Raw genomic sequence first — 16,641 nt, forward strand, 5'->3', positions numbered from 1 at the left:
TTCGCCCAGCTCCGGTGCTGCCGGTGAGCCCCGTTCGCGAGCAAGCTCGCTCCTACAAGGGTCAGTGCTTGCGCAGGACGGCGTAGACCACCCGGTAGGTCGCCGGCAGGCCCTCGGGCTGGCGGAAGCGCTCGTATGCGGCGATCAGCGCACGCACCCGCTCGCGCCCGGTGAGCCCATCGGGCCGGCCGGGGTTGAGGTTGTGCGCGCCGAGCGCCTTGAGTTCGTGGGTCAGGCTGCGCAGGTCGGGAAAGTGCAGGACACGGTCCTCGGTGCGCAGCTCCAGCACTTGCAGGCCGCTGCCCGCGCAGTGCTGCTGGTACTGCTCGAATGGACGGAAGCGGTTCACGTGGACGAAGCCATCCACCGCCTCCCAGCTCTGTCGCAGCTCGCCCAACGTGCCGATGCACAGGCTGCTGAACGCTACGACGCCACCAGGACGCAGCACGCGGCGCGCCTCGGCCAGCACCGCCGGCAAGTCCCCGCACCACTGGATCGCCAGGCTGGAGAACAGCAGGTCGGTGGCGCCATCGCGCAACGGCAGCCGCTCAGCATCGCCGCCGATGAAGTGCTGCGCACCACCCTGCTCGCGGGCGTGGCGCAGCATGCCCTCGGCGATGTCGACGGACAGCCCCTGTGCCTGTGGATAACGCACTGCCAGGGCGCGGGTGAAATAGCCGGTGCCACTGCCCAGGTCGATCCAGCGCTGCGGCGGGGCCTGCACCGGGAGCAACTCCAGCAGGCGGCCGCCAACGGCACGCTGCAGTTCGGCCACCGCGTCGTAAGTCGACGCGGCGCGTGAGAAGGAGGCGGCTACCTGGCGTTTGTCGGGCAGCGCGCTGGTACTGCAATCAGGCATCGTCACCCTCGTGGATGAACTTCAGGATGGCGCTCGCCACTTCGTCCGGCTGTTCCAGCGGCAGGCCGTGGCTGGCACTGGGCAACAGGCTGACTTCGACGTCCGGCAGCCATTCCAGCAGCGCGTCGGCGGCGCTGGCCGGGACCAGCGCATCGTTGGCGGCGAACAGGTGCAACTGCGGGCCGGGATAGCGACTGAGGGCGGCGCGAGTATCCAGCTGCCCCAGCAGTTGCAATCCGGCGGTCAGGCCTTCGACATTCAATTGCGGCAGCGCCACCTGCAGCTGGCGGGCGAGGGTGCGCGGGTCGCGGGCGCCCTGGCTGACCAGCATCGTGAAGCGCTTGCGCACCAGGTGCGGCTCCAGCAGGAAGGCCTCGAAGAAATCCTCGAAGACTTCATTGGCCATAGCATCCGGCCAGTCCTCGCGACGGCGGAAGCAGAGGTTGCTGGCGATGGTCACCAGCCCCCGGCAGGACTCGCCACGGCGCGCCGCCAGCTCGGCGCCGAGCATGCCGCCCAGCGACCAGCCGGCAATCCAGGCGTCATGGGCGACGTTGTCGTCCAGCTCGTCGAGCCAGACATTCGGGTCGGCGTCCGCCGGCAACGGCTCGATCTGTACATTCAAATGCGGTGCCTGCTCCAGCAACGCGTCGCGCAGCGGTTCCAGTGGCGCACTCCCCAGGCCCCAGCCCGGCAGCAGGATCAATTGGTCACGCATCATCGCCCTCCTCGGCATCGATCTCTGCCAGAAGGCTAGACGACACGCGCTGCCAGCTTTCGGCGAGCGCCAGCAGCAGGCGGTCGACCTGTGCTTCGGTGTGCGAGGCAGACAGGGTCACGCGCAGGCGCGCGGTGCCGGCCGGCACGGTGGGCGGGCGGATAGCGCCGACGAGGATGCCGCGCTGGCGCAGCTCCGCCGACAGCGCCATGGCCTGGGCGCTACCGCCGATGAGGATCGGCTGGATTGGCGTCGGGCTGTCCATCAGGCTCAGTCCGATGGCCCGAGCGCCTGCGCGGAAGCGCGCGATCAGCGCATTCAGGTGATCGCGGCGCCAGCTCTCGGCGCGCAGTAGCTCCAGGCTTTTCAGCGTGGCGCAGGCCACGGCGGGCGGTTGGCTGGTGGTGTAGATGTAGGGACGAGCGAACTGGATCAGTGTCTCGATCAGCTCTTCGCTGCCGGCGACGAAGGCGCCAGCGGTGCCGAAAGCCTTGCCGAGGGTGCCGACCAGAACGGGCACGTCATCCATTCCCAGGCCGAAGTGTTCGACGATGCCGCCGCCGGTCGCGCCCAGCGGGCCGAATCCGTGGGCGTCGTCGACCATCACCCAGGCATTCTGTTTCCGCGCCGTCGCGCAAAGGCTGGGCAGGTCGGCCAGGTCGCCGTCCATGCTGAACACGCCATCGGTGACGACCAGCGTGTTGCCTTCGGCCTTATCAAGGCGGGAGGCGAGGCTGGCGGCGTCGTTGTGCAGGTAACGCGAGAAGCGTGCGCCGGAAAGCAGGCCGGCATCCAGCAGCGAGGCGTGGTTGAGGCGGTCCTCCAGCACGCTATCGCCTTTGCCGACGAGGGCGGTGACGGTGCCGAGGTTGGCCATGTAGCCGGTGGAGAACAGCAGCGCACGCGGGCGGCCAGTGAACTCGGCGAGCGCCAGCTCCAGCTCGTGGTGCGGGCCGCAGTGGCCGTTGACCAGGTGTGAGGCACCGCCACCGACGCCCCAGCGCTCGGCGCCGGCACGCATGGCGGCAATCACCTCGGGATGATTGGCCAGGCCCAGGTAATCATTGGAACAGAAGGCCAGCATCGGCTGGCCGTCGATGACCACTTCCGGTCCCTGCGGCGATTCCAGCAGCGGACGGCGGCGGTAGAGGTCCTCCGCCTGGCGCTGGGCCAGGCGGGCGGCGAGATCGAAAGGCATACGCAACCCCGTGTCGGCGGTGGTCCTGCGAGGCGAGGACCTGTAGGAGCGAGCTTGCTCGCGAACAGTCTTCCCGAACACTTCGGTGCCGGGCCGTTCGCGAGCAAACTCGCTCGTACATGAAGAAAAGCGGCTCTATCAGGCCGAAGCCGCGTTATAGAACAGCTGGGAGTCGCGTTGTTCCACCAGCGCCTGCTCGATGGCGGCCTGGTGCACCTCGTCGGCGTGCTCCTCGCGCTCCTCGGGCTTGATGCCCAGACGCGCGAACAGCTGCATGTCCTTTTCGGCCTGCGGGTTGGTGGTGGTCAGCAGCTTCTCGCCGTAGAAGATCGAGTTGGCGCCGGCCATAAAGGCCAGGGCCTGCATCTGCTCGTTCATCTGCTCGCGGCCAGCGGACAGGCGCACGTGGGATTTCGGCATCATGATGCGGGCGACCGCCAAGGTGCGGATGAAGTCGAACGGGTCGACGTCCTTCTCCTCGGCCAGCGGAGTGCCCTTGACCTTCACCAGCATGTTGATCGGTACCGATTCCGGGTGCTCGGGCAGGTTGGCCAACTGGATCAGCAGGCCAGCGCGGTCGTCCACCGACTCACCCATGCCGAGGATGCCGCCGGAACAGATCTTCATCCCCGCCTCGCGCACGTACGCCAGAGTCTGCAGGCGCTCGCTATAGGTGCGGGTGGTGATGATGTTGCCGTAGAACTCCGGCGAGGTATCGAGGTTGTGGTTGTAGTAGTCCAGGCCCGCCTCAGCCAGGGACTGAGTCTGCTCCTGGGTCAGCTTGCCCAGGGTCATGCAGGTTTCCAGGCCGAGCTTCTTCACGCCCTTCACCATTTCCAGCACGTAGGGCATGTCCTTCGCCGCCGGATGCTTCCAGGCGGCGCCCATGCAGAAGCGCGTGGAGCCGATGGCCTTGGCTTCGGCAGCGGCCTGCAGCACCTTCTGCACTTCCATCAGCTTTTCCTTGTCCAGGCCGGTGTTGTAGTGGCCGGACTGCGGGCAATATTTGCAGTCTTCCGGGCAGGCGCCGGTCTTGATCGACAGGAGGGTGGAAACCTGCACGCGGTTCGGGTCGAAATGCGCGCGGTGCATTGTCTGCGCCTGGAACAGCAGGTCGTTGAAGGGCTGTTCGAACAGGGCGCTGACTTGGGCAAGGGTCCAGTCGTGGCGGGTTACTTGGGCTGCGGTGGCACTCATCGGCAAAGTCCTTCGACGCTTGGGGCGCCTCTTGTCTAGGGTGCCCCGGCGGCGCGCCACCGGGGAAATCAGGCTCAAGGCATCATATGTGGAGCTGTGACGCTGTCAACCACTCTCGCGACACAGGTCGACAAGTGATCAATTATTGATCTACTCAATCCGTATTCCTACGGTTGCCGCTGAACCCAAGTCGGTAATCGTCGCTCCAAGCAATCAGAACATTCAGGAGTCATACCCCAGATGGGAACAGAAGGATTCTTCGACGGCCTTGGCCAGATGGTCGGCAAGGCGATCCGCTTCATCGTCGATCTGCTGTCGGGCGTGCTCGGCGGCCTGTGGCGCGCCATGGACGATTTTTTCCATGGCCTGGCGCGGGCTGTGGGAATCGACGTCTCGATCTTCAGCTTCGTCCTGCTCTTCATCGGCCTGCTGCTGCTCTACAGTGGCATCCGCGCCTTCTTGCGGCGCTCGATCTTCGGCGGGCTGATCTGGACGGTGCTGGGCCTGGTGGTACTGAGCTGGCTGATCCATTGAGCAGCGCCGCCCAGGGAGGGGCGGAATGCGGTTGCTTCAATGGCGCCCCATCTGGTGGCGCCCTCGCGTGCAATGCCTGCTGTGTGGCGCAACGGCGGAACAGTCCGCCCTGCCGCTCTGCACCGGCTGCGATGATGACCTGCCCTGGCTAGCCGGGCGTTGCACGGTGTGCGCCCTCCCCCTGCCCGCCTCCGGGCTGATCTGCGAACAGGTCTGCAGTGGGTGCCTACGCCGCCCGCCGGCCTTCCACCGCGTCGAAACGCCCCTGCGCTACGGCTTCCCTGTCGATGAGCTGGTCACCCGCTTCAAGCACCAGGCCAATGCGCCGCTCGGGCGTCTGCTCGGGCAGTTGCTCGAACGCCACCTGCTGCACGCGTACGAGGAAGGATTGCCACGCCCGGACCGGCTGGTCCCTGTGCCGCTGTCGCGCCGGCGCGAGCGGCAACGGGGCTTCAACCAGTCGCAATTGCTGGCGGAGTGGTTGGCTACGCCGCTACGGCTGCCTGTGGATAACCGCATTATCCTTCGCACGCAGGACACCCCGGCCCAGCAAGGCCTGGACGCTGCCACCCGCAAACGCAACCTGCGCGGCGCCTTCGCCCTGGACGATGGCGCGGTGGTCGAAGGCCAGCACCTGGCGCTGGTGGACGACGTGCTGACCACCGGAGCCACCGCCGAGCGCATCGCCCGCTTGCTGCGGCGCGCGGGAGCGCGGCGGGTCGATGTCTATTGCCTGGCGCGCACGCCGACTCCGCAATAGAAGACCGGTGGGCCACATTCCCGACATCTGCCCCTTGCGTTTTGCACGCCAGCAACGGAGCCTCGCGGCATACCAATAAGTACCCGCGAAACCATGACCACCCTCAGCCTGTTGACCCAACACGTTACCCGCCGTCCGCAGCGCATTGCCCTGCTGGCGCAGATCGCCCAGCTCGGCTCGATCACCCACGCCGCCAAGGCCGCCGGGATGAGCTACAAGAGCGCCTGGGACGCCATCGACGAACTGAACAACCTCTCCGACCGGCCGCTGGTGGAACGCAGCGTCGGTGGCAAGGGCGGTGGCGGCGCACGCCTGACCGCCGAGGGCGATCGCCTGCTGGCGCTGTACCAGCGCCTGGAAGCGTTGCGCGAACACATAGTCGAGCACGTCGAGCACCAGGCCGACCTGGAGCTGATCGGGCGCCTGATGATGCGCACCAGCGCACGCAACCAGTTGCACGGGCGCGTCTGCGCGGTGGAACCGTCCGGCCTCAACGATCTGGTGAGCATCGAGCTGCCCGGTGGATCGCGCATCCAGGCGCGAGTCACCCGCGAGAGCACTGAGAAGCTCGAACTGGCCGACGGCTTGCCAGTGGTGGCGCTGATGAAGGCCGGCTGGCTCTACGTCGACCTGCCGCACATTCCCTGCCCGGAAGGGCTGAACGCACTGGAAGGCCACGTCGATGACATCCGCGAAGCCGAAGACGGCCCCAGCGAGGTGCGCATCCAGTTGCCCAGCGGCCAGATGCTCTGCGCGCTGACCGACCCGGAGCGCATCGCAATCCTCGGCCTGCAAGCGGGGTCGGCGGTGCGCGCGCAGTTCTCCCCGGCGCAGGTAATCCTCGGCACGCCGCTGTAGTCCCGTTTCCCTGCTTCATATCAAGCCCCGCGGCGCTGCGCCGCGCTCCAATAGCTGACAGCGTTCCGCCCAGGCCGGACGGAACCATGGCTAATCGGAGCCTCACCATGCGCCGCCCACTGCTGCTTTTAACCTTGCTGCTCCTGCCTCTTGCCAGCCACGCCGGCCCCGACGTACTGCGGGTCGGCGCCAGCGAGGAGCTGATGCCGATCCTCGAACCCATGGTGGACCAGTACCAGATCGTGACCCGCAACAAGGTCCTGCTGATCGGTGGCGAGGAAAGCGAACTTGCGGAGCAGATCCGCGAGGGCACGCCCTACGATCTGCTGCTTACCCCTCTGCAACGCGCCGACACCCAGGCCCAGCCGGTCAAATGCAAAGTGCGCACGATGCAGAAACTGACCCTGGTGAAGGGCGAGCGCCGGGCGCTGGCCACGGACTTCATCGAGTACCTGAGGAAACACTGCGCCGACCGCTGAGGCAACTGCCCACCCAAACGAAGCGGACTGGGTAAACTAGGCAGCTTTACCATTGCCGGAACGTCGCCATGTCCCATCCCTTTTCCGCCCTCACCCCCGACCTGGTGCTGGATGCGGTGGAAAGCATCGGTTTTCTCAGCGACGCCCGCGTACTCGCGCTCAACAGCTACGAGAACCGCGTCTACCAGGTGGGCATCGAGGGCAGCGAGCCGTTGATTGCCAAGTTCTACCGCCCCGGCCGCTGGACTACCGAGGCAATCCTTGAGGAGCACACCTTCTCCGCTGAACTGGCCGAATGCGAAGTCCCGGTGGTGGCGCCGCTGGTGCACGAGGGCAAGACCCTCTTCGAGCACGCCGGTTTTCGCTTCACCCTGTTCCCCCGCCGCGGCGGCCGTGCGCCGGAGCCGGGTAACCTCGACCAGCTGTATCGCCTCGGCCAGTTGCTCGGACGCCTGCACGCCGTGGGCGCCAACCGCCCGTTCGAACACCGCGAGGCGCTGACGCCGCAGAATTTCGGACACGACTCGCTCGCCACCCTGCTGCAAGGCAACTTCATCCCGAAAAGTCTGCTGCCGGCTTACGAATCCGTGGCCCGCGACCTGCTGAAGAAGGTCGACGACCTGTATGCCCGCGTGAAGTACAACCCCATCCGCATGCACGGCGATTGCCACCCCGGCAACCTCCTGTGTCGCGACGAGACCTTCCACGTCGTCGACCTGGACGACTGCCGCATGGGCCCGGCCGTGCAAGACCTGTGGATGATGCTCGCCGGCGAGCGCCACGAGCGCCTCGGGCAGCTTTCCGAGCTGATCGATGGCTACCAGGAGTTCCACGACTTCGATTCGCGCGAACTGCCGCTGATCGAAGGCCTGCGCTCCCTGCGCCTGATGCACTACAGCGCCTGGCTGGCGCGCCGCTGGGACGATCCGGCGTTCCCCCCGAGCTTTCCCTGGTTCGGCACCGAGCGTTACTGGGGCGAACAGGTGCTGGTGCTGCGCGAGCAACTGGCGGCGCTGGATGAGGAGCCGTTGCGGCTGTTCTGATTTCTCCGTGCCGACGCAGGAGTGCTCGGCACTGCTTCTCTTCAAGGAAGACACGCCATGAAACTGCTGCGCTTGCCCTTTATCGCCTGCCTGTCGTTCACTCTGTCTTCGGCGCTGGCCGCCAGTTTTGACTGCCAGAAAGCCAACACGCCGATGGAACAAACCATCTGTGCAAGCGATGACCTCTCCGCGCTCGATGAGCAATTGGGTCTGACTTACCGCGCTCATTTGGGCAGCCCCGAGCTGGACCCGGCACAACTGAAGAAAGCCCAGCGCAGTTGGCTGCGAAACACCCGACAACGCTGTGAAGCCGACGACGCCATTTCCAACTGCCTGAGCGACGCTTACCGCGAGCGTATTGAGGAATTGGGCCCCGGGACTGGCGGCGACGCCCAAGGCCACGATTGGAAGAAGGCGCTAAGGATCAGTAACGCCGCACCGGGCTATGACTTCCTGCTCGACATGCAACCTTGCACCGCGCAGACCTGCGAGGGGCCAGCCTACCTCGGCATCCAGCGGACCGGCAGCCACGAGGTCGCACAAGCCATCTACCTGCCCAATGTTTTCCTGACGCGGCAGGAGAACGGCGAACCACTGGTGAACTCGGCGAGGCTTTACGATTACCAGGGCGTGATCAATGCAGGCGATTTCAACTTCGATGGCCAGCCGGACTTTGCAGTGCAGAACGGCAACCGCGGTTCCTATGGCGGGCCGAGCTATGACGTATTTCTCTTCGATGCGAGACGACAGCGCTTCATCTACAGCCCGGAGTTGAGTGGGCTGACACTGGAGAACCTGGGCTTCTTCGAAGTCGATAGCGTGCGCAAGAGGCTGACGACCTTTGCCAAGAGCGGCTGCTGCTACCACGAGAAGAGCGAGTACGTGGTAGAGGCCAATCAGCCAGTCGAGGTGAAACGTGAAATAGAGGATGCTGCTGGTGGCAGTGGCGATCCCGAGATGGTTCTGCTGAGCACCGAGGAGCTGGTCAATGGCGTATGGAAAACCACCTCATCGCGTCAAGTGCCCTTCAAGGAAATGTACGGCGACCAGTAGTGCACCGTAACGCCATCGTTACGCACAATCGCCGGCGCAGTCGCGACATCCACCGCAGCGGCACAGACAAGCCCCGTTACGCGCCCTAGAATTGTGCAGCCACTCATTAGCTGCCTAACCAAGGATGTTCCATGGCCACCGCCAACCCCCGCCGGGGCTACGCCCTGGGCTTGACTGCCTACGTCATCTGGGGACTCTTCCCGATCTACTTCAAGCTGCTCGAACGCATCCCCGCCCTGGAAATCATCACCCACCGGGCCATCTGGTCGGCGGTGTTCGGCGCCCTGCTCCTGCTGGTGTGGAAACACCCCGGTTGGTGGCGCGAGCTGCGCGAGAACCCCAAGCGCATCGCGGTGCTCACCGCCAGCGGCCTGCTGATCGCCAGCAACTGGCTGGTGTACGTCTGGGCGGTGAACAACGGCCACATGATCGAGGCCAGCCTGGGCTACTACATCAACCCGCTGATCAACGTCCTGCTGGGCCTGGTGATCCTGCGCGAACGCCTGCGCCCACTGCAGTGGGTCGCGGTCGGCCTCGCCGCGCTGGGCGTGGCGCAGCAGCTGTGGCAACTGGGCAGCCTGCCCTGGGTATCGCTGGCGCTGGCGCTAACCTTCGGCTTCTACGGACTGATCCGCAAGCAGGCGCCGGTGGCTGCCCTGCCCGGCCTGGTGGTAGAGACCTGGATCCTGCTGCCACTGGCGATCGGCTACCTCGTGCTGTTCGCCGACGACCCGAGCGTGCACGCGGACTTCTGGACCACCAGGGACGCCATCTGGCTCGCTGCCGCCGGCCCGATCACCCTGGTGCCGCTGGTGTGCTTCAACGCTGCCGCGCGCCACCTGCCTTACGCGACACTGGGCTTCCTGCAGTACCTGGCGCCGACCTTGGTGCTGCTGCAGGCGATCCTGCTGTTCGGCGAACATCTGGACACCACGCGCCTGATCTCCCTCTGCTGCATCTGGGCCGGCCTGGTCGTCTACAGCGTGGATATCTGCTACCGCCTCGCCCGCGGGGATTGATCATTAATTGATCCACCGCCTGCAAGCCGCACCAGCTGTGGCTTGCAGGCACTCACCCGCAGATTGTCCACAGCTCTATCCCGCGATTGCGGGGATAACGACCAGCTCTTCCACAGGCCGTCCTGCCAAGCGTTTCACACCGCCCCTTTCTCCAGGCGCGAGCCGGCCCCTGATCAAGAATTGATCAACACCTCGGAAGCCCCGCAAGCTCTGGCCTGCATGAATATTCCCCCGGCTTTTCCACAGGCCGATCCCCGCTTCGTGTGGATGGAGCAGAGCCGCCCGCTCAGAAAGTGGACAACCCTATGAAACCCAGAGCTAACGTGCCCTGCAGCGTTTCATGAACGGCTTCTCCACAGATTCTTCCAGTATATTTGTGCACAGCGGTTGCCTGGCCCGCAGCGCCCTATTCGCCGCGCGCCATCTGTACGAAAACTGACCACATCGCCCAAGACCAGGGTAATAGCGGGATGCAGAGACTTATCAACAAAATGCCCACGGCGCGATCCCCGCAATCTGTGCACAGCCGCGAAACAGGAAGTGGATAAACGGATTGGCGTGAAGCCCATGCAAAATGGTCCCTCTGTCTATCCATCAACAGAGAGCCCACAGGTTTTTCCACAAGAATCGTACTCAGAGCGAGGCCGTCATTCCCCGCTGTGGAAATTCAGCTCCACCATCAGGTCATCGGCCAGCTCTTCCAGCTTCTGCTGCAGGGTTTCCAACGGCAGGGTCAGCGGCACGGCCAGCAGCGCCTCGGCATGGAACAGCGGCTCGCTGCTCATGGGCGCGGGGAGCACCTCGGTGGTCAGGCTCTCCAGGTTCACGCCATGCTCGGCCAGCAGCTGGGTGATATCGCGGACGATGCCGGGGCGGTCGTTGCCCACCAGGTCGAGATGGATCGGCTTCCAGTTGCAGGCCGGCTCGATGCCGCTCTCCGCCAGCAGCACGCGGATGCCGTGCTCGCTCAGCTCCTGCAGACCTTCCACCAGCTCGTCATAGCCCTCGGCGGGCACTGCTACGCGAAGGATCCCGGCGAACTGCCCGGCCATGCGCGACATGCGGCTTTCCAGCCAGTTGCCGCCGTGGGCGGCGATGCATTTGGCCACGCGCTCCACCAGACCGGGCTGGTCCTGGGCGATGACGGTCAATACGAGGTGGTCCATGAGCAGTCTCCGCGAAGGGCTAGGCCGTGAGGTCCAGCCAATAGGTGTAGAACTTGTCGTCCCGCTTGTAGCCCAGCCGCTCGTACAGCGACTGGCCAGCGTGGTTGGTCTTCGCCGTTTCCAGCATCAGGCCGCAGGCGCCGGTGGCTTCGCCGTGGGCGCGGGCGGCGTTCATCAGCGCCTCGCCATAGCCATCGCGGCGCGCAGCCGGCAGCACGTAGAGGTCACTGACCAGCCAGGAAGCCTGCAGCGCCAGGGAAGCGAAGAACGGGTACAGCTGCACGAAGCCTACCGCCAGCCCATCGATGCTGCGCGCGATGAACACCGTCGACTGCCCGCTGCCGATGCGCGCTCCGAGAAACTCGCGAATCTTCGCGTGGGGCGCGGGTACCTCGTAGAAATCGAGGTAGCCGGAAAACAGCAGAACCAGGTCATCCAGATCGGTGGGGGTGGCAAGCGTCACGGACATGCGGGATTCTCCAGGAGGGAAGAAGCAGTATAGGCACGGCGAGGTTAGCCAGCTGCGACGGGCTGCCACAGGTACCTATTCGGGTAATGCGTGTACAGTTTTAAGATTTATCTGGAACAATCCAGATGATATTTGCGAACATAAGACCTGCTACGTGACTGAGATGCGTACTTTGGTCTAACCGCGACGCTAGCCCACTGATTTTTCCCACGGCATCATGTAGTATTCCGCGGCTCGGACTACAAGGCGTTTTGCCTGTGTCCAGAGCTGGTCCTGAGCAGAGTGAGGCAAGCAATGACTGAACGCGTTCAAGTCGGTGGCCTGCAGGTCGCCAAAGTCCTTTTCGACTTCGTGAACAACGAAGCCATTCCCGGCACCGGCATTGACGCTGGCAAGTTCTGGGCAGGTGTCGAAACCGTAATCAATGACCTGGCCCCCAAGAACAAGGCCCTGCTCGCAAAGCGCGACGAGATCCAGGCAAAGGTCGACGGCTGGCACCAGGCGCGCGCCGGCAAGCCGCATGACGCGGTCGCCTACAAGGCCTTCCTGCAGGAAATCGGCTACCTGCTGCCCGAGCCGGCCGACTTCCAGGCCAGCACCCAGAACGTCGACGACGAAATCGCCCGCATGGCCGGCCCACAGCTGGTCGTCCCAGTCATGAACGCACGTTTTGCCCTGAACGCCGCCAACGCCCGCTGGGGCTCGCTGTACGACGCACTGTACGGCACCGACGCGATCAGCGAAGAGAACGGCGCCGAGAAGGGCAAGGGCTACAACAAGGTCCGTGGTGACAAGGTGATCGCCTTCGCCCGCGCCTTCCTCGACGAAGCCGCCCCGCTGGAATCCGGCTCCCACGTCGACGCCACAGCCTATGTGGTAAAGAACGGCGCACTGGCCGTGACCCTGAAGAACGGCAGCGAGACCGGCCTGAAGAACGCCGCTCAGTTCCTCGCCTTCCAGGGTGAAGCCGCGAAGCCCAAGGCCGTGCTGCTCAAGCACAACGGCCTGCACTTCGAAATCCAGATCGACCCGACCAGCCCGATCGGCCAGACCGACGCCGCTGGCGTGAAAGACGTCCTGATGGAATCCGCGCTGACCACCATCATGGACTGCGAAGACTCCGTGGCCGCCGTCGACGCCGACGACAAGGTCGTGGTCTACCGCAACTGGCTGGGCCTGATGAAAGGCGACCTCGCCGAGCAGGTTTCCAAGGGCGGCAGCACCTTCACCCGTACCATGAACCCGGACCGCGTCTACACCAAGGCCGATGGTTCCGAGCTGAGCCTGCATGGCCGCTCCCTGCTGTTCGTGCGTAACGTTGGCCACCTGATGACCAACCCGGCAATCCTCGACGCCCAGGGCAACGAAGTGCCCGAAGGCATCCAGGACGGTCTGTTCACCAGCCTGATCGCCATTCACAACCTGAACGGCAGCGCGACCCGCAAGAACAGCCGCACCGGCAGCATGTACATCGTCAAGCCGAAGATGCACGGCCCGGAAGAAGTCGCCTTCGCCGCCGAGATCTTCAGCCGCGTCGAGGACCTGCTTGGCCTGCCGCGCAACACGCTGAAAGTCGGCATCATGGACGAAGAGCGCCGCACCACCGTCAACCTGAAGGCCTGTATCAAGGCCGCCGCCGAGCGCGTGGTGTTCATCAACACCGGCTTCCTCGACCGCACCGGTGACGAGATCCACACCTCCATGGAAGCCGGCGCTATGGTCCGCAAGGGCGCCATGAAGACCGAGAAGTGGATCGGATCCTACGAGAACAACAACGTCGACGTCGGCCTGGCCACCGGCCTGCAGGGCAAGGCGCAGATCGGCAAGGGTATGTGGGCCATGCCCGACCTGATGGCCGCCATGCTCGAGCAGAAGATCGCTCACCCGCTGGCTGGCGCCAACACCGCCTGGGTTCCATCGCCGACCGCCGCCACCCTGCACGCGCTGCACTACCACAAGGTCGACGTGTTCGCCCGTCAGGCCGAACTGGCCAAGCGCGCACCGGCCTCGGTGGAAGACATCCTGACCATTCCGCTCGCCCCGAACACCAACTGGAGCGCGGAAGAGATCAAGAACGAGCTGGACAACAACGCCCAGGGCATCCTCGGCTACGTGGTCCGCTGGATCGACCAGGGCGTCGGCTGCTCCAAGGTGCCGGACATCAATGACGTCGGCCTGATGGAAGACCGCGCCACCCTGCGAATCTCCAGCCAGCTGCTGGCCAACTGGCTGCGCCACGGCGTGGTCACTCAGGAGCAGGTGCTGGAAAGCCTCAAGCGCATGGCTTCGGTGGTGGATCGCCAGAACGCCGGTGACGCCCAGTACCGCGCGATGGCGCCGAACTTCGACGACAACGTGGCCTTCCAGGCCGCGCTGGAACTGGTCCTCGAAGGCACCCAACAGCCCAACGGCTACACCGAGCCGGTCCTGCACCGCCGCCGCCGCGAGTTCAAGGCCAAGAACGGTCTGTAAGCACCTCGCCAAGCGTTGAAGAAACCGCCCTCCGGGGCGGTTTTTTTATGGCTGCTGGCTGGAAACAAGCGCTACGCCCAGCTAATCGCGGACTCCCTCGGGGATTCATTCCCACCACAGGGACTCGGGCACGTAACGCATGTGCACAATTATTGTGTACAAAATCCCCAAGACGCTCCACCAAGGCCCACAGCCAACCTGACCTTCAAGTTAATGATTGCCATGGAAAATTTATTTCCTGACCACTTGGACAGCCACCAAAGCCGCACCAACAAAGGGCTAAAGTACAAATCAAACCCACCTTCAGCGAGCCCGAAAAAAATCTAGCCTCCTGCACTGGCATGGAATTGGCTTTGCACACAAACCACAAAAGCCGTGCATACAAAAGCCGAGTAGCCCATGAACTCCAGCCCTACCCATCTGTCCGGCGTTTCCCCCGTCCAACCTGTCGATGGCGCGACTTCCGCGAAGACTGCCGCGCCGACCCTGAGCCCGCGCCTGTATAGCGCCGACCTCGCCCCGACCAAGTCCGCCGGCCGCAACTGGGGGCGCTACAGCCTGTTCGCGCTGTGGACCAACGATGTACACAACATCGCCAACTACTCCTTCGCCATCGGCCTCTTCGCACTGGGCATGAGTGGCGCGCAGATCCTCGCCGCCTTCGCCCTCGGCGCGCTGGTGATCTACGGCCTGATGAACCTGTCCGGCTACATGGGCCAGAAGACCGGCCTGCCCTACCCGGTGATGTGCCGCATCAGCTTCGGCATCCACGGCGCCCAGGTGCCGGCGCTGATCCGCGCAGTGATCGCCATCGCCTGGTTCGGCATCCAGACCTACCTCGCCTCGGTGGTCCTGCGCGTGCTGCTCACCGCCCTCGCGCCGGGTCTTGCGGCCTACGACCAGGACTCGATCCTCGGCCTGTCGACCCTGGGCTGGATCACCTTCCTCGGCATCTGGTGCGTGCAGCTGGTGATCTTCGCCTACGGCATGGAGATGGTGCGGCGCTACGAATCCTTCGCCGGCCCGATCATCCTCGTGGCCTTCGCCAGCCTCGCCGGCTGGATGTACTGGCGCGCCGGCCTGTCGATCGCCTGGTCCAGCGGCAGCGCTCCGATCGGCTCGGCCATGTGGCTGAAAGTGCTGGGCGCCGCCGCGCTGTGGGTGTCGCTGTACGGCACCATGATCCTGAATTTCTGCGACTTCACCCGCAACTGCCCGGACCGTCGCACCATCAGCGTCGGCAACTTCTGGGGCCTGCCGGTGAACATGCTGGGCTTCGCGCTGATCGCCGTGGTACTGGCCGGCGCGCAGTTCAGCATCGACGGCAAGCTGGTGCAGAACCCCACGGAAATCGTCGCCGCGATCCCCAGCACCTTCGGCCTGGTGCTGGCCTGCCTGGCCTTCCTGATCGTCACCGTGGCGGTGAACATCATGGCCAACTTCGTCGCCCCGGCCTACGTGCTCACCAACCTCGCGCCGAACCTGCTGAACTTCCGCCGCGCCGGCCTGCTCAGCGCCACCATCGCGGTGCTGATCCTGCCCTGGCACCTGTACAACAGCCCGGCGGTGATCGTGTATTTCCTCGGCGGCCTGGGCGCGCTGCTCGGCCCGCTGTACGGGATCATCGTCACCGACTACTACCTGGTGCGCCGCAGCCGGGTGAACCTACCCGAGCTGTACAGCGAGAGCCGCGACGCCGCCTACCACTACAGCGGCGGCGTGAACCTGCGCGCCGTGGCGGCGTTCGTCCCGGCGGCGCTGATCGCCATCGTGCTGGCGCTGGTGCCGGCGTTCGAGGCGCTGTCGCAGTTTTCCTGGTTCTTCGGCGCCGGGCTCGGCGCGCTGATCCACTACACCCTGGCCGACCGCAAGCGCAGCTACGCGGACGTCTGCGGCGAGCCCATCGCGGTGGATGCGGCGCATCACTGACGCCTGTGGATAAACCGCAAGGCCGCCCCCGGGCGGCCTTGTTCGTTCAGGGCGCCAGCAGGAAATCCAGCACCGCGCCTTCGAACTCACGGGGGAACTCGATGTTCGACAGGTGCACCGCCGGCAGCGTGAGCAGGCGCGCGCCAGGGATCGCCTGGGCAATCAGCTCGCTGTGGCTGGCGGCGGTGACCGTGTCGAACTGCCCGGCGATCACCAGCGTGGGCAGGCGCACGTCGCGCAACGCGCTGCGCAGATCGGTTTCCTGCACCGCCGCGAAGGAGCCGGCCAGCCCATGCCGGTTGGTCGCCAGCAGCGTGGCGCGGAACGGCTCCACCTCCGGCCGCTGCGAATCCAGCCAGGCCGCAGGGAACCAGTTGGCGAGAAAAGTCGCCGCGGTGCCCAGCATATCCTCCGCTGCCAGCACCTCGGCGATGCGCGCATCCCACTGATCCTGCGGCCCGAGCCAGGCGGAGGTGTTCGCCAGCACCAGTCGCCCGATACGCTGCGGAGCATTCAGCGCCAGCCACTGGCCGACGAAACCCCCGAGGGAAAGGCCGAGGAAATGCGCACGCTGAACGCCGAGCGAATCGAGCAGCTCGATCACATCTTCTCCCAGCCGCGCCAGCGAATAGGGGCCGGCGGGGACACTGGAGGCACCGTGCCCGCGAGCGTCGTAACGCAGCACGCGGAAGTGTTCGCTCAACGCAGCGACCTGCCCGTCCCACATGTGCAGGTCGGTACCTATGGAGTTGGACAGCACCAGCAGGGGCCGTTCGGCGGGGCCTTCCAGGCGATAGGCGATGCGGGCGTTGTCGTGGGTAGTCAGATAGTGCAGCGGGCTCATGGCAGCCTCTCTCCAAGTGGGGTGAAACGAGGCTAGTTGCGGC

Annotated in this window: 16 protein-coding genes; 9 read left to right on the forward strand and 7 right to left on the reverse strand. The window is 65.0% G+C overall.

Going from position 1 to position 16,641, the window contains the following annotated elements; translation table 11 throughout:
• Positions 1–61: 61 nt before the first annotated feature.
• The 4 genes from bioC to bioB form a co-directional block, all read right to left on the reverse strand.
• Positions 62–859 (reverse strand): malonyl-ACP O-methyltransferase BioC, encoded by a 798-nt coding sequence (gene bioC, locus IB274_RS27660; protein WP_192435980.1) that lies wholly within the window; start codon positions 857–859, stop codon positions 62–64.
• Positions 852–1,577: an alpha/beta fold hydrolase gene (locus IB274_RS27665; RefSeq protein ID WP_192435982.1), complete on the reverse strand. Its 726-nt coding sequence runs from the start codon at positions 1,575–1,577 to the stop codon at positions 852–854. Before IB274_RS27665 ends, bioC begins: the two co-directional genes overlap by 8 nt.
• Positions 1,570–2,775, reverse strand: coding sequence for an 8-amino-7-oxononanoate synthase (bioF, locus tag IB274_RS27670; protein WP_192435984.1), 1,206 nt, complete (start codon positions 2,773–2,775; stop codon positions 1,570–1,572). The genes IB274_RS27665 and bioF overlap by 8 nt, the downstream gene beginning before the upstream one ends.
• 138 nt (positions 2,776–2,913) lie before the next feature.
• The gene (gene bioB / locus IB274_RS27675; RefSeq protein ID WP_192435986.1) at positions 2,914–3,972 is read right to left on the reverse strand and encodes a biotin synthase BioB; all 1,059 of its coding nucleotides are present in this window, start codon (positions 3,970–3,972) and stop codon (positions 2,914–2,916) included.
• A 240-nt stretch (positions 3,973–4,212) separates the two neighbouring features.
• On the opposite strand from bioB, the gene IB274_RS27680 reads away from it, so the two are divergent.
• The 7 genes from IB274_RS27680 to rarD all read left to right on the forward strand — a co-directional run bounded on the left by IB274_RS27680 (position 4,213) and on the right by rarD (position 9,718).
• On the forward strand, positions 4,213–4,506 hold the full coding sequence (locus IB274_RS27680; protein ID WP_081519671.1) for a hypothetical protein: 294 nt from the start codon (positions 4,213–4,215) through the stop codon (positions 4,504–4,506).
• Between the two features lie 25 nt (positions 4,507–4,531).
• Entirely contained in the window at positions 4,532–5,266 is a 735-nt protein-coding gene (locus tag IB274_RS27685; RefSeq protein ID WP_192435988.1) for a ComF family protein, read from the forward strand.
• Between the two features lie 93 nt (positions 5,267–5,359).
• Complete coding sequence (locus IB274_RS27690; protein WP_192435990.1) at positions 5,360–6,124, forward strand: TOBE domain-containing protein; 765 nt, start codon at positions 5,360–5,362, stop codon at positions 6,122–6,124.
• 107 nt (positions 6,125–6,231) lie between these two features.
• Positions 6,232–6,603: a hypothetical protein gene (locus IB274_RS27695; RefSeq protein ID WP_192435992.1), complete on the forward strand. Its 372-nt coding sequence runs from the start codon at positions 6,232–6,234 to the stop codon at positions 6,601–6,603.
• Positions 6,604–6,671: 68 nt separating this feature from the next.
• Complete coding sequence (locus IB274_RS27700; RefSeq protein ID WP_192436000.1) at positions 6,672–7,646, forward strand: serine/threonine protein kinase; 975 nt, start codon at positions 6,672–6,674, stop codon at positions 7,644–7,646.
• Positions 7,647–7,703: 57 nt separating this feature from the next.
• On the forward strand, positions 7,704–8,699 hold the full coding sequence (locus tag IB274_RS27705; protein ID WP_192436002.1) for a lysozyme inhibitor LprI family protein: 996 nt from the start codon (positions 7,704–7,706) through the stop codon (positions 8,697–8,699).
• 131 nt (positions 8,700–8,830) lie between these two features.
• Entirely contained in the window at positions 8,831–9,718 is an 888-nt protein-coding gene (rarD, locus tag IB274_RS27710) for an EamA family transporter RarD (RefSeq protein ID WP_192436004.1), read from the forward strand.
• A 647-nt stretch (positions 9,719–10,365) separates the two neighbouring features.
• Here the strand turns inward: rarD and IB274_RS27715 are convergent.
• Positions 10,366–10,884: a glycine cleavage system protein R gene (locus IB274_RS27715; protein ID WP_045212798.1), complete on the reverse strand. Its 519-nt coding sequence runs from the start codon at positions 10,882–10,884 to the stop codon at positions 10,366–10,368.
• Between the two features lie 19 nt (positions 10,885–10,903).
• A complete protein-coding gene (locus tag IB274_RS27720; RefSeq protein ID WP_192436006.1) occupies positions 10,904–11,353 on the reverse strand; it encodes a GNAT family N-acetyltransferase in 450 nt (149 codons plus the stop codon).
• 294 nt (positions 11,354–11,647) lie between these two features.
• Between IB274_RS27720 and IB274_RS27725 the strand changes: the two genes are divergently transcribed.
• Positions 11,648–13,825 carry a malate synthase G gene (locus IB274_RS27725; RefSeq protein ID WP_192436008.1) on the forward strand — a complete coding sequence of 726 codons (2,178 nt, stop codon included), beginning with the start codon at positions 11,648–11,650 and terminating at the stop codon, positions 13,823–13,825.
• A gap of 399 nt (positions 13,826–14,224) precedes the next feature.
• Positions 14,225–15,754: an NCS1 family nucleobase:cation symporter-1 gene (locus IB274_RS27730; protein WP_192436009.1), complete on the forward strand. Its 1,530-nt coding sequence runs from the start codon at positions 14,225–14,227 to the stop codon at positions 15,752–15,754.
• 46 nt (positions 15,755–15,800) lie between these two features.
• Here the strand turns inward: IB274_RS27730 and pcaD are convergent, their stop codons facing one another.
• Positions 15,801–16,598 carry a 3-oxoadipate enol-lactonase gene (pcaD, locus tag IB274_RS27735; protein ID WP_192436010.1) on the reverse strand — a complete coding sequence of 266 codons (798 nt, stop codon included), beginning with the start codon at positions 16,596–16,598 and terminating at the stop codon, positions 15,801–15,803.
• Positions 16,599–16,641 lie beyond the last annotated feature (43 nt).

This window comes from Pseudomonas sp. PDM18, from assembly GCF_014852585.1.
Lineage (GTDB): Bacteria > Pseudomonadota > Gammaproteobacteria > Pseudomonadales > Pseudomonadaceae > Pseudomonas.